The 14,542-nt window shown below is 41.7% G+C and carries 11 protein-coding genes and 1 pseudogene; 7 read left to right on the top strand and 5 right to left on the bottom strand.

The genetic code is table 11. The features are described from left to right. Positions 1 to 2,517, bottom strand: a pseudogene (locus tag HY987_RS01410) (hypothetical protein); the annotation flags it as partial. On the opposite strand from HY987_RS01410, the gene HY987_RS01415 reads away from it, so the two are divergent. After that, on the top strand, positions 2,492 to 2,677 hold the full coding sequence (locus tag HY987_RS01415; protein ID WP_292754773.1) for a hypothetical protein: 186 nt from the start codon (positions 2,492 to 2,494) through the stop codon (positions 2,675 to 2,677). The pseudogene HY987_RS01410 and the gene HY987_RS01415 sit on opposite strands and share 26 nt — an antisense overlap. Positions 2,678 to 3,170: 493 nt before the next feature. Here the strand turns inward: HY987_RS01415 and HY987_RS01420 are convergent, their stop codons facing one another. Beyond that, the gene (locus HY987_RS01420) at positions 3,171 to 4,091 is read right to left on the bottom strand and encodes a cell wall biosynthesis protein (RefSeq protein ID WP_292754776.1); all 921 of its coding nucleotides are present in this window, start codon (positions 4,089 to 4,091) and stop codon (positions 3,171 to 3,173) included. Between the two features lie 56 nt (positions 4,092 to 4,147). After that, positions 4,148 to 5,218, bottom strand: coding sequence for an mRNA surveillance protein pelota (locus HY987_RS01425; protein WP_292754778.1), 1,071 nt, complete (start codon positions 5,216 to 5,218; stop codon positions 4,148 to 4,150). Positions 5,219 to 5,464: 246 nt separating this feature from the next. Here HY987_RS01425 and HY987_RS01430 point away from each other — a divergent pair, with 246 nt between their 5' ends. The 6 genes from HY987_RS01430 to HY987_RS01455 all read left to right on the top strand — a co-directional run bounded on the left by HY987_RS01430 (position 5,465) and on the right by HY987_RS01455 (position 12,750). Continuing rightward, positions 5,465 to 5,785: a hypothetical protein gene (locus tag HY987_RS01430; RefSeq protein ID WP_292754781.1), complete on the top strand. Its 321-nt coding sequence runs from the start codon at positions 5,465 to 5,467 to the stop codon at positions 5,783 to 5,785. A 152-nt stretch (positions 5,786 to 5,937) separates the two neighbouring features. Then, positions 5,938 to 7,242 carry a prephenate dehydrogenase gene (locus tag HY987_RS01435; RefSeq protein ID WP_292754783.1) on the top strand — a complete coding sequence of 435 codons (1,305 nt, stop codon included), beginning with the start codon at positions 5,938 to 5,940 and terminating at the stop codon, positions 7,240 to 7,242. Positions 7,243 to 7,503: 261 nt separating this feature from the next. After that, positions 7,504 to 9,702, top strand: coding sequence for a CDC48 family AAA ATPase (locus HY987_RS01440; RefSeq protein ID WP_292755742.1), 2,199 nt, complete (start codon positions 7,504 to 7,506; stop codon positions 9,700 to 9,702). 341 nt (positions 9,703 to 10,043) lie between these two features. Then, positions 10,044 to 11,297 carry an adenosylhomocysteinase gene (ahcY, locus tag HY987_RS01445; protein ID WP_292754786.1) on the top strand — a complete coding sequence of 418 codons (1,254 nt, stop codon included), beginning with the start codon at positions 10,044 to 10,046 and terminating at the stop codon, positions 11,295 to 11,297. A gap of 4 nt (positions 11,298 to 11,301) precedes the next feature. Next, complete coding sequence (locus HY987_RS01450) at positions 11,302 to 12,108, top strand: DUF2119 domain-containing protein (RefSeq protein ID WP_292754788.1); 807 nt, start codon at positions 11,302 to 11,304, stop codon at positions 12,106 to 12,108. Positions 12,109 to 12,141: 33 nt separating this feature from the next. Further along, complete coding sequence (locus HY987_RS01455) at positions 12,142 to 12,750, top strand: DUF2119 domain-containing protein (RefSeq protein WP_292754791.1); 609 nt, start codon at positions 12,142 to 12,144, stop codon at positions 12,748 to 12,750. A 110-nt stretch (positions 12,751 to 12,860) separates the two neighbouring features. On the opposite strand, the gene fen is transcribed toward HY987_RS01455, so the two are convergent. Next, a complete protein-coding gene (gene fen, locus HY987_RS01460) occupies positions 12,861 to 13,847 on the bottom strand; it encodes a flap endonuclease-1 (RefSeq protein ID WP_292754794.1) in 987 nt (328 codons plus the stop codon). A 161-nt stretch (positions 13,848 to 14,008) separates the two neighbouring features. After that, on the bottom strand, positions 14,009 to 14,542 hold the full coding sequence (locus HY987_RS01465; protein WP_292754796.1) for a chorismate lyase: 534 nt from the start codon (positions 14,540 to 14,542) through the stop codon (positions 14,009 to 14,011).

The following is a 14,542-nucleotide window of genomic DNA, read 5'->3' on the forward strand; positions in this document are numbered from 1 at the left end:
TGCTGATACGAAGTTTAGTCCGAGTGGTAGTGTGTCGGTTATGATTATGTTTGTGGCGTTGTCTGGTCCGTTGTTGTGTGTGGTTATGGTGAAGGTTACGTTGTCACCTACGTTGGCTTGATGGTTAGTGGTGTTGTCGGTCTTGGTCACAGAAATTATTGCAGCAGGATCCACATTCAAAGTGGCACTCCTGTTTACAGCATCCTGTGGATAAGTTGACTGGGTCAGTGTTGCGGTGTTGTTGAAGAATCCAGTGCCATTGACAAGGGCGATGATATCAAGATATACGCCCCCTGTAGCTGTTGTTAAGCTCCCTATACTCCATAATCCAGTTGTGTAGTCGTATGATCCTGCGTTGAGTGTGTGTGACTGGTAAACCAGGCCTGCTGGAAGCAGGTCAGAGACATTCACATCAGTGGCTGTATCCGGACCATTATTCTGCACCGTAACTATGAAATGAATCAGATCACCATAGTTTGGAGTGCTATCAGACACTGACTTAGTGAAATCTAAAACTGCCCGCGGTTCTACATTCTGATTAACGGTTACAATTTGATTATCCACCTTGACAGTGAATGTAGCAGGTCCTGAAGATGTTGGTGAGTAAGTAGTGTTAGCCTGACCATTTGAAGTGTACTGTGTTGGGTCAATGAGTCCCCTGGTGGCTGTAAAGTTAGCTTCAACACCATTAGGGATGTATCCTCCAACTGGGTTACCAGCACTGTTCTGGGTAAGGTCACCTATGAACTGTACTGGGATACCATTGTAGATATGATCCGGTACAATCAGGCGTAATATCACCCATGGGTCAGCGTCTACTCCATTGGACACACGTCCAGCAATAGATGGGCTGCTACCTTCAAAGTTGGTACCCCACCAGTTGTTTTCAGCGTTTACACTGATTCCATTGTAATTGGCAATATCAGGTAAGGTGTTATTCAGGATTCGGTTGTAGTTTATCTGGGGTAATGCTATATTGGTTGCTAAGTAAACTGCACCACCGGTACCATTTGTTCCAGCAGCACCTGCATTTCCATTAGAACCACCTTCTCCTGACCCTTTTAAACCTGCAGCTCCTCCATTACCTGGAGTTCCAATGATGTTGTTGGTCAGGTTGTTACTGGTAACACTTAAGTAGGTTCCACTGTGGTAGATACCAGCTCCAGAGCCGGAATTTCCACCGTTTCCACCGTTTCCACCGTTACCTGAAGGAACGTATATGTAATGATAAATCCACCAATATCTCCATCTGTCACTACCCTGACCCCCGTTTCCACCAGTTCCACCGTTTCCACTACGGTTGGATGTTACTGTAGATTCAGTGATGAGTAGATAGTTAGAGTTGAAAATACCTCCACCGTTTCCACCGGCACCTCCTTGGCCACCGTTTCCACCAGTGTATGGTACTGTTCCCAGTTCACCGGAATTTCCACCGTTTCCACCTTCTCCACCGTCACCGGCTTCATTGTCGGAGATTTCGGTGCTGTAAATTTCCAGATGGTTGGTGTTGTAGATTGCTCCACCAGAACCACCAACACCTCCATTATGTCCGGCGTAACCATTACTTAATAATCCATCACTTCCATCAGCTCCACTACCACCGTCTCCAGCGATGTTTTCGTTGATTTGGGAGTCAGTTATGATTGCAGTTCCGGTGTTGTAGATTGCTCCACCGTTTCCACCAGTTCCACCGGTACCTCCAATGATTACTTGGTAACCACCGGCGCCAGCATCACCTGCGAAGTTGTTGTGGATCAGGCAATCGGTTATAGTCATGGTTGCGGTGTTGTAGATTGCTCCACCGTTTCCACCGTTTCCACCATCACCTAATATCACACCGTTTCCACCGTTACCGGCAAGGTTGTTGTACAGTTCGCTGTTGATTATATTGAGGGTTCTGGTACTGTAGATAGCACCACCATCACCTCCTTGGAAACCATTGGAATGAGTGACGGGAACTCCATCAGTACCATCACCAGCGCGGTTGTTGTAGATCTCACAGTCGGTTATGGTTGTAGTTCCGGTGTTGTAGATTGCTCCACCGTTTCCACCAATACCTCCATAATCCCAGGCACCACCATCACCGGCCTGGTTATTTCTCAGGACACAGTCTGTAAGGTAAAGTGTACCTTCATTGTAGATTGCTCCACCATTGTATCCGTCAGGGTGTAGTGTGGTTCCATCAGAGGCATGACCATTTTCAAAGGTGATGTTGTAGAAGTAGACTGTGTAACCTGATGCAATGTAGATCAATCTATCGTTAGATCCTTGAATTGTTGCGGTTCCACCATTGGCTACAGTGAAAATGAGATTTTTGGCTATTGTAAAGTCAGTTAGCGTAAATACTCCATTTTCTTCCAGTTCAATGGTATACATCTGTGTACTGGTACCAGTTGCGGCGTTATTATAGGCCTGCTGGATTGTAGCATAGGAACCTACCAGATTTCCATTGTAATCGTAAAGTTTAGGGTCGGGTAAAGTTGAAGAAGAGTTGTTGGTTGTGTTGGTTTCATTCAAATCTGTTGTCGTGGTGAGGGATGATCCATCAGGTGATCCATCAGCCGCTGAAACAGCTCCCGCAGCTACCAGTGCAAATACTACTGCTACTAAAAGAAGTAAACTTGTTTTTTTGGTTATGTTTTCACCTCCTTTAATTTTTTCTACGCTTAAAATTTAATGCGTTTTTTAACATTTGTTTACTCTGAACATGCTTGTTTACATTAATCATGCATGTTGTTTGAAAACAATTTATGTCTGAATTGAATCAGAATGTCAACATTGTTTTCTCAGAATAATTTTGTATTGACAATATTAAAAGTTTTCTAAATTTTTTTAGTGATTACTATCACAATAAATGGTGAGCAATATCACAATATATATTGGGGTCTGTAAAAAAACCATTTTTTAGTAGGTTAATATGCTCTTATTTAAGTAAAAAATATAGTTGGCTAAATTAATCTCTAATTTAAGTTTTTTGAGTAATTTACTGGAATTTAAAAAGATAAAAATGCAATTTTATGAAAAGCAATTTTATGAAAAGATTAAGATAGAGCTAGTTCTAATGATAATGAAAATTAAGCACATCTAGAGGGTGTTCATAGGTTTTTGAAGAAATTATTTGGTGAAAATAATAAAAGCATTCAAATAAATTCAATCAATAAATTCAATATTCAAATAGAATGAGGATTATAAAAGAGCCTTCGCAGACCTAAGAACATTAAAAACCTATTTTTTATTTTTATGTCCTGTTTTCTCAATATGAATCTACGAAGAAGATCACCCAAACCACCACCAGTTAACACATCCATCAATAAATCACCGTATCTGGGATTATGGATTTGAAGGTTGCTTTCTAAGAATTTCTTAAGATTTTTTCGTCTTAGGAATGCTATAAGTAATGCAGTGATTATTAAAAGAGCCAGTACAACTAAAAACACTCCCCCTGTTCCCCAATTATGGGAATTAGCTATGTTACCAGCCAGTAGGGTGTATGTTATTCCCAGGCCAACACCAAAGGAGTGATTTCCCACTTCCCCCATCATTATCTTTCCCTGATAGTCCAGTGGAGCATATCCCAAACAGGTCACCAGTATAATCAGGGCAGAAGAGTAAGGATTACCTGTGGCCAGATAAAGGAGAATTGCCATAATCAGACTCATTATAATCGCAGTTGACGATGCTGTTCCTGGCTGCATATCTGCAATGTTCATGGGCTGGATCATCAATGCAATGAGGATGGATGCTGGGCCAAAATAGAAATATCCAACTACCATAACCATGAGCATCCCTATACCTCGGGACAATTGACCGAATTCAAAGGGGAGTCCTTTGATTTTTTTTCTTCCAATTATATCATCTAAAAATGCAAATATCCCTATTAAACCTATTAAATAGTTTCCTGGAGGTGGGAAAAATAATAATAGAACTAGAAAAGGGGCAATACCCACAGCGCGGGGTGTCCCCCCACGAATGGAAGTGTAAAGGTTTCCTCCTAATCGGGTGAACAGTTTCTGGAAGATGAAGGTTAAGATAATGGATAGAACAAAAGCAGTTAAGAGCATAATGTCAGAATTCATTCCAGTAATGTTCATTTAAATCTCCATTAAATCTATTCTTCTTCCTCAGATTTGTCAAATGGAATATTACTCTACTTTAACGCATAACGTAATAAAGCAGCCACTCCACCAAGGGCACTGAGCTGTTTTCCACCGTCGTGTTCACTGCTTAAAACCATAACCTTACCCCCCAGGTTCTCAGTAAGGTCCATGATTTTTTCTACATCTCGTTCCCGGAGTAATTCATCAATTACCAGTAACTCTTCCACTGCACCTGCTTCTGCAGCAGTTTTAACTTCTTTTTTCCCATAGGTTACCATGTTGGAAGTTTTACCAATTTCCTCCAGAACACGGGCCATCATCCGTATTTCCTGAGCTATACGTCCTTCAGTAGCCATCTCCTCCAGAATACCCTTCTGCAGTACCTCATGGATTCCTGATCTGCCTCCTGCACCGGTGCTTTCCAGTCGGGAGATGTGGGCAATATCAGGATATTTTTGACTTACAAACTGGTAGAAATCGTTTTTACCAAAACCGGGTCCGGCAATGACCATCCCTTCAATCCCTTCAATCCCTTCAAACTTTCGAATGGTGTTTACGATCTCGTCGTAAAAATTGTTAATCACCTGTTGACGGTTTTTTTGCACCATTCTCTTCCCGGATATCCCTCCAATGATGGGCCCGTAATATTCCACCCCGTACTGGCGCAGGATGCCCATATCGGCATTATCATCCTCTATTACCACCACCAGTGCTTTTGGTATTTTAGAGGCATCTATGGCTTCTTTGATCCGTTTCCGGTGCCAGCGAGACCATCTTTCCTTCTGTATCTTCACAGAATTGTTAAGCTTCAAATCCAGGGTGTGATGAGAACCAAGTGAAACCAGATCTTCCGGTCCCTTCTCAATAACACCTTTTGCCCGGAGTTTCCCTGTATATTTGTGGAAGTTAATGCTTTCAACTCTTATGCCCATGAAAAATGTTTTTTTAATGCCACGGTCACTGCGCAGGCGTTCCCCTGTAGTGTCCTGTATACGGCGGGTGGTTCTGGATGAGACCAGGTCTCCTGGTTCTATGAGATGGGAAAGATGCCAGAGATCATCCAGAGTTTCGGGAAATAACTCTATAATTCCTCTTTTGGCATCCTGGTGAACAATACGCATTTTAGTACCTTTTTTTTGATTTAATATATATCTGAATATTTTTATTTATTTTGAATTAATTTATTTATTTTTTTAAAACTATGAGTAAAATAATTTTTATGAAGTTTTTACCCTCATATTTTCCGTATTTTATGTTTAAATCTTTTTCCTACATCCCTTAATTTCTTGTATCTGACTCATAAGTTTTATTCCCTTAATCATAACTTATATATAAAAGGTATTACATATCATGGGGTGGTGATTATAGTGGACAGCCAGCTAGAAAGCAAGATAAAAGAAACCCTGGAAAATGTTAAACCATGGCAGAGAGTCCCAACGTCTCTTGAAGGAGTGTTTTTGATAAAGGCACCTACAAGAGGTGATCAGGAAAGCATAATGGTTGAAATAAACCCTTTAGATGAGTTTGGACGCCCCATTAAACGTAGGGGAATATTCATACAGCAAAAAATGCAGCTGGAAAGATTTTTAGAGGTGATGCAGAAACCTCGCCTCATGGAATTTTTGGAAACACTGGATTCCATGGCAGGAAGTGCAGGTAAAGAGAAGGTAGGAACACTGGAGATATAATCATGGATAGAAAATCCAAATATTGGATCTTAAAGGATGTTTAATATCTAAGGATGCAGGAGGAGGCTCATTGTAGAATGAAAGATTTACATTAACCATCTGTAAAATGATATGAAAAATTTAATATCCTTCTCCTCATAATAGATAACTCTATGCAGGTAGCGGTTATAGGCGGGACCCGTGGACTGGGAAACTGGATAGCTAATTTTCTTCAAAGAAGGGGATGTCAGGTTACCATCACTGGCAGGAATTCAATGATGGGGGAGACCATAGCCAGCAAAATGGGAGTATCATACACATCTGACAATATAAAAGCGGCATCCCAGGCAAAGGTAGTGATAGTGGCAGTTCCCATTGAAGTTACTCCTAAAACCATAAAAGAAGTAGCCCCGCACCTTCAGAAAGGATCTTTACTGGTGGATGTGACTTCTGTAAAAGAATTACCCGCAGAAATCATGCAAAACCACGCTCCTGAAGGCGTGGAAGTACTTCCCACCCACCCCATGTTCGGTCCCAGAATACGATCCCTGGAAGGACAAGTGATAGTCCTCACGCCTCTGGAGAAGGGGAAATGGTACCCTAAGGTGGTGGAGTTTTTAAATTCAGAACAGGCCAGAATCATGGAGACCAGTCCTGAACTCCATGATCGGATGATGAGTATTGTTCAGGGTTTAACCCATTTTGCCTACATCTGTATTGCCAGTGTCATTGAAAGGATGCAGGTGGATGTTAAAGAATCACGTAAGTTCGCAAGTCCTATCTACAGTCTAATGCTGGATATGATAGCCAGGATTGTAGCCCAGAATCCTTACCTTTGTTATTCTATACAGACACAGAACCGTTACATTCACGAGGTTCATGAAACATTCCTGGAAACATTCCATAACCTCAAATCCATGATAGACCAGGAAAATCAGGATGATTTTGTTAAAGCAATGAGTTCGGCTGCCAAACACCTAAATGATCTGGAAGCATCTCTGGGAAGATCAGACAAGGCCATATCCGCCCTGAATGCAGAGGTAACTACTCTTAAAAATTCGGTGGGATTGGAAGTGGGTTTGCGTCACATGTATTCTGGCAAGGTTCACCTTGGTATTCTGGAATCTTTATCTCCTGATTTTGTGATTTTAAATGAGAACAGCAAGGTTGTGAAACTTAAACTTTCCAACATTGAGGTTCTAAGCTTTGAAGAACTTCAGGCATGGAAGATGAGTAATCTTCCCCTGAAGATCTTTGATGTCTCTGTTGTTTTACCGGGAAGTTCCAAGCCAGAAATTATATCCCAAGCCATTAGTTCTCTGGAGGGTGTAGTTACATCCGAGGTTAAAGATGTTTACCATGGTAGTCAAATTCCTGAAGATAAAAAGAGCATCACCTTCACTTACCAGGTGATCTCCACCGAGTCAAAGAAAATGGTGGAGGGATTACTCACTGGTTTTGGCGGTATAATCCGTTAAAAATTATTTTAATCATTTTTTAGCAGGTAACTCTGGGGATAATGTTTTTTTGTGGGGGATTCTATTTATTTTCCAAGTTTAATTGATGATTTTTTTTAATTCATTTTTCCATAAGTAACATATAACCAAAACCTTTATATATTAGAATCTACAATGTTAAAGTAACATAAGTTAACTAAATACAAAAACGATTTATATTTATTTTTTAAGAGATAAATTATTTTTATTTAAGATATAAAAGAATTTACAGGGGGATTTATTATTAAAAGCGAAGATATGAAACTAAAAGTAGCAGAAGCCTTTTCACAGGCAGATGTTGGTCGATCCATAGCCCGTATAGATCCGGCATGCATGGAAAAGCTCGATCTCCTGGACGGAGATATGATCGAAATTGAAGGTCGAAAACTCACTGCCACCATTGTGGCTTCATCCCAATCGGATATAGGGCTGGGAATCATACGAATAGATGGATACATCCGAAAAAATGCAGGAACATCCCTGGGAGAAGAAGTAACCGTACGAAAAGCCCAGGTTAAAGAAGCACAGAAAGTGGTGCTGGCCCCAGTGGATCAGAAAATCATGATTAGGGGAGATGTTAAAGGAGCATTCCAGGGTAGAGTACTATCCAAAGGAGACATCATAGTAACTGGAATTCGTCAACAGCAACAAACAGCCATGCGCGGAAGCTTATTCGATGAATTCTTCCGGGACACCATGACCGATGTCAGCCCCATGGGGGAACTGAAACTAGCAGTTGTATCCACTAAACCAGCTGGAGCTGTTAAAATCACTGAAATGAGTGATGTGGATGTTCAAACCGATCCAGTGGACGTATCCAAACTGGAAGGAGTGAAAACCCTGGTGGACGTCACCTACGAAGACATAGGTGGCCTCAAAGAGGAAGTGAAAAAAGTCAGGGAAATGATTGAAATACCCCTGAAACGACCAGAACTCTTCGAAAGACTGGGAATATCACCACCCAAAGGAGTTCTGATGCACGGACCACCTGGTACAGGTAAAACCTTACTGGCCAAGGCAGTTGCCAACGAAAGTGACGCTCACTTCATTGCCATACAGGGCCCGGAAATCATGAGCAAATACGTGGGCGGATCCGAAGAAAACCTACGAGAATTCTTCGAAGAAGCAGAAGAAAACGCTCCATCCATAGTATTCATAGATGAAATAGATGCCATTGCCCCCAAAAGGGAAGAAGTATCCGGAGAAACAGAGCGACGTGTAGTTGCTCAGTTACTAACCCTGATGGACGGTCTTAAAACCAGAGGCCAGGTAGTGGTAATTGGAGCCACCAACCGACCCGACGCACTGGACACTGCACTACGTCGAGGTGGAAGATTTGACCGAGAAATAGAAATAGGAGTACCAGATAAGGATGGACGCCGAGAAGTCCTCCAGATACACACCAGGGGAATGCCCCTGGATGAAAAGGTGGACCTTGATGAAATAGCAGACACCACCCACGGTTTCGTGGGAGCGGACCTGGAAATGCTCTGTAAAGAAGCAGCCATGAGAGTCCTCCGCAGGGTGCTCCCGGATATCAAATCCGATGAAGAGATACCCAAAGAAATCCTCAAAAAGATGATCATCCAGAAATCAGACTTCAAAGAAGCTCTAAAAGAAGTCCAACCCTCCGCACTCCGTGAAGTTCTGGTACAGGTACCTGACATCAAATGGGATGATATTGGGGGTCTGGAAAGCGCCAAACAGGAACTTAAAGAGGCAGTAGAATGGCCTTTAAAATATCCGGAAAGTTTCGACAAGTTCGGAGTCAAACCTCCCCGAGGTGTGCTGATATACGGGCCACCTGGTACAGGTAAAACCTTACTGGCCAAGGCAGTTGCCAACGAAAGTAAGGCCAACTTCATAGCTGTCAAAGGACCTGAATTACTCTCCAAATGGGTGGGTGAATCAGAAAAAGGTGTAAGGGAAGTCTTTCGTAAAGCAAGGCAAACTGCACCCACAGTGATATTCTTCGATGAAATAGACAGCATAGCTTCAGCCCGATCAGGTTCCAGCACTGACAGTGGAGTTACCCAGAGGGTAGTAAACCAGCTACTCACTGAAATCGATGGATTAGAAGAACTGCAGGATGTGGCAGTAATCGCCGCCACTAACAGGGTGGATATCATGGACCCCGCACTTCTAAGACCCGGTCGGTTTGACCGACACGTGAAGGTGGATGACCCTGATGAGACCGCCAGACTGGCAATATTCAAAGTACACACCAAAAACATGCCACTGGCTGATGACGTGGACCTGAAATACCTGGCTAAAAACACTGAAAAATACGTGGGTGCCGATATTGAAGCAGTATGCCGGGAAGCAGTCATGCTGACCATGCGTGATGACCTCAAAGCCGAAGAAGTGAAGATGAAATACTTCAAAAAAGCCATGAAAAAGGTCAAAACCGAGGAAAAAGTCGACATGGTACAGTATCATTAGAACATCTACACAGACTAAGTCAGTAAAATCCCCTAAATGGAGGGGATTCCACACCTAAATGGAGGAGATTCCACAAATTCATGGAATCTTTTCCTTTTTTATTATTTCCTTATTTTTCGAACGTAATGGGTTTTCTTCATTTGCATCTACTTGTTTTATTCACTTATTGTTTTTGTTATGTTAATTCCATTTTGTCCTGTTAATTCCATGTTTTTAAATTAAAAAAGTAAATTATTATCATTAAACAGGGAGACTTATTATATGAGAATAGAGAATTAACATTTATAATCTAAATAAGTTTTTTTAATATCAATTTGACATGGGATGTAACGGTGATAACAATGCCTTATAAAGTAAAAGATATGGAATTAGCCCCTCAGGGTGTAAAGAAGATTGAATGGGTCCAGAGGCACATGCCAGTCCTGGAAACCATTAAAAAACGTTTCGAAAAAGAAAAACCCTTTGAGGGAATCACCATAGGCTCCTGCCTGCACCTGGAACCCAAAACCATCAACCTGGGTTTAACACTCCAGGCAGGAGGGGCAGAAGTGGTAATGACTGGTTGTAATCCACTTTCAACACAGGATGATGCCACTGCCGCTGGTGCCAGCCTAGGCCTTAACATGTATGGCTGGAGAGAGCAAACCACCGAAGAATATTACCAGACCATTAACATGGTACTGGATCATAAGCCAGATATCATCATAGATGATGGTGCAGATATGATATTCCTGATCCACCGAAAAAGAAGGGATGTCCTGGATAAGATCAAAGGGGCCTGTGAGGAAACCACTACCGGAATTCACCGGCTGAAGTCCATGCACGCTGATGGGGCTCTTGAATTCCCGGTAATAGCAGTTAACGACGCATACACCAAATACCTATTCGACAACCGTTACGGAACCGGGCAATCAACCTTCGACTCTATAATGGGCTCCACTAACGTACTAATAGCTGGAAAAAACATTGTAGTATGTGGATATGGATGGTGTGGTCGAGGGATCGCCATGCGCGCTGATGGACTTGGAGCCAACGTAATTGTAACTGAAGTTGATCCTATAAGGGCATTAGAGGCACGTATGGATGGTTACAGGGTCATGATAGTCCGTGAAGCAGTTAAACATGCCGATATACTGATTACTGCCACTGGAAACGTCGATGTTATCTCCGGAGATGACTTTAAAGTAATGAAGGACGGATGTATAATGGCCAACTCCGGTCACTTCAACGTGGAGATAAACCGAGAAGACCTGGACCAGATGGCTGTACAGCAGGGAAAAATGAAAGCGGACATTGATGAGTTTGTAATGGATGACGGCCGCAGAATATACCTCCTTGCCGAAGGAAGGCTGGTTAACCTTGCCGGTGAAAGAGGACAGGGACACCCTGCTGAGATCATGGACTTGAGCTTTGCAATGCAGGCCCTATCTGCCGAACAACTGGTGAACACATCAATGGAAGTGGGAGTACATAAAACACCTGACGAGGCAGACCTGCACGTGGCACGACTTAAATTAGAAGCTATGGGCATTGAAATTGATGATCTGACCGAAAAACAGGTTGAATACCTGGAAGGATGGGAACAGGGAACATAATAATATGGAAGTGAGTTTTTTAAAAGAAATTGGTGCTAAAGGAGGAACTTCACGCCTGTTTGCAGGTGGAGTGCACGGTAAGGAAGGTTCAAGCACCATCCATGCCATTGAACCAGCTAAAAATATCCAGGTCAATGAGGGGAGGTTGGTTTTGAGTAATTTCCCTCCCAGCCCCTACATGAGTACTCTGGATCCCCTTTACTACCTTTCTCTTGCAGGCAGCAAACTTATGGGTTTAATACAGAAGAATAAGCCGGATATTTACTTAGAGCTGCACTGCTACCACAGGGATAGTTATTTAAAACTCACGAGAAAAGATAGGAAAGAATTTTTCGGAGTACCGGGTCTGGTGGAACTTGAAAATAGAGTTTTAATTGGTTCTGTTTCTCCCCTTATTCGTTCTGTATTTTTTGATTTAGATGATTTTCCATTTATCCTGGAAATACCATGCAATCCATCGGAAGAATCATTACAAACATGTCACAAAATCATGGAAATACTTGCAGGATCCAGTAACCGTCTAGAAATAATGGAGAAACTAAGCCAGGTTTACCCACAACAGGTTGAAACTTTGAATACTTATTTTAAGGATTATTCCCTGAACTTCCACCCTGCATTTCAGGAAATTAAACAAAAGGCACTGGAAACAGATTTAAAGAATTATCAGGACCTTGAGAAATTAATAAATTATGTGATCAGGGAAGGGAATTTTAAGGTTAATCCCAAACAGATCAAGCAATTAGAAGGTGCATTTCTAATTTTTAATGAATATAACTCATTTAAATGCAATAAAAGAACCATGAACATTTAAAACCTTCTAAATGAACTAATCAGGTGATGATTTTTGGCATACTTTAAAATCATAGACAAAGGAAACGGAATTAACCGGCTTTTTATAGGTGGGGTGCATGGAAGGGAAGGTCTGAGCACTATTAAAGCCCTTCAAGAGATCCAGAATGATGATGTAGATGAAGGGAAACTGGTGATCCACAACTGTGACGTGAGCCTCTACCGGAGCACCCTTGATCCACTTTACTACGAATCCAAGGTTGGTAAAGAAATTCTTTATCTGATTAACTATTATAAACCCCAGATGTACGTGGAAGCGCACTGTTATAAAAAAGAAAGCTATAATAAACTGACCTCTCCTATGAGATGGATCAACGAAGGGGTTCCACCACTCATAGAACTGGGTAAAGGGATACTCTTGGGATCAGCATCCCCCAATATCAGAACCACCCTTTTTACCCGGGATGATGTTTGCATCACACTGGAAATGCCATGCAATCCTTCACAGGATTCTTTAGATGTTTATGGGAAAGTTTTAAGGATATTTGCTGGTTCAAATAGTCGAGATGAAGTGGAAAAAAGAATGAAAGAAGTATACCCTTCTCAGGTGGAAACAGCACGCAAGTATGCCCTGGAATTTTTCGGGGATTATCCCCCATTTTAGGATTTTTTAAGGACTGCTGCTTGATTTACAATTATTATTATTATTATTATTATTTTAATTTCTTCTTTTAATTGCAGTGTTTTTACAAATAGTTTGGGGTCTTTATCTCTCTAAAACCACTGTTCCAGGCTACTCTGGGTAGTTTGCAGTTTTTTGAGTTTATCCACCGCACTCAGCACTCTGTTTTCTGAAAAATCATGTTCTCCACAGAGGAAATCCACAATACCCTGCTCGTCTGCTTTCTGCCATTTCAGATCATAATCTGAATCCACATCATGGTTAAGGAACATGTTCCTTAGGATGTGGGGATCAACATCCAGCTGGATATCCAGTTTTTCCAGGATTTGGAATATGTCTCCATGTTTTTCAATGAGTTTCAAACCCTTTTTTGCTCCAATTCCCTTAATTCCCTGATTGAAATCTGTGCCCACCATAATGGCCAGATCTACCAGTTGTTCACGTGTTATATCCAGGTTTTTCAGGATCTTATCCAGTTCAATGAGTTCGGGGGTGTTCTGAGTTCCGCTGATGGTCAGGTTTTTAACCATGCGGGGGGCTCCGAATAACATGCAATCATAATCCTGGGATGCAACACACCATGCATCTCCACGTGCCACCATATATGATGCCTGGGCCTCTCCTTCCCCTTTAGCCTGGATATATGGAATTCCCATGAGTTTAATGAGTTTTTTGGAACCTTCCACGATTTCCGGGGACATCCGGGATGATCTAACTGCAAATTTTCGGGCATCATCTAAACGCCCTTCTTCCAAAGCTTCTTTCCATTTTCGCTCTGATTCTTCCTTTATTTCCTTTCGTTTTTTCTGGGTTTCTTTTTTAAGGGCACTGGACTGGCCGTCAAAAACGTAGATGGGTTTAATCCCTTTTTCAACAAGAGATGATGTGCGGTATAATATTCCGCTAAAATGAGAAGTTATTCTTCCATTCTGGTCCTTGAGAGGAGTACCGTCAAGCTGACGGATGCTGGAAAGAAACTGGTAAATGACATTGGCTGCATCCAGAGCCACTACTTTACCATCCAGATCCTCAAATCTAATTTCTTCAGGAGATACTATGTCCTTAAACTTCACACCCATACTAATCCAACCCCATTAGATTATGACAATTTAATCACTAAAATATCATTAATTTGGATTTAACTAAACATTATTTGGATTTATATTTCTCTTAAGTTCAATTTATATAATCTTTTTAATTTATTTTTGATAAAATAACGTCAATTTTAATTAAAATGAATTTAATCTTTAAACAGACTATGGGGGAAGGTTTCCATCAGCCAGATGAGCACCTGGTCTTTATGGATTATGTTGTAGGTCCGCCTTAACATAGGGCTGTTGGTTTTAAAGATTTCCACCATTTCTGGTCCTGGTTCTTCCACTGAAACTGATTTTATCTCCCTGCGGGATTCAATGTTATGTTTGCGGAGAATACGGCCAATGGGAATATCTGCCTTGATGAGATCCTCCTTAAAATCATTGTTCAACCTTTTGAGGGGTATCATGGAGATGGCATATATCAGGGGCTGGCGACCCTCAATAACCACCACCCGGTAGTTGATGGTGTCACCAACTTCAATGTCCAGGAGAGAGGCAGCTTCTTCATCTGCTTCCAGGAATTCCTGCACCAGGGTCCTTATATTCACATGCCCCTTAAGAACGTCCAGGATGGTGGTTACCGAGCCATCAGTAGCCAGAAGTATCTTTTGGGCGCTGGAAAGAGTTCCTAAGGTTTTTTCAATCTGTTTTATTCCTTCAAAGATTTTTTGGTCCAT

This window comes from Methanobacterium sp. (genome assembly GCF_016217785.1).
Lineage (GTDB): Archaea > Methanobacteriota > Methanobacteria > Methanobacteriales > Methanobacteriaceae > Methanobacterium.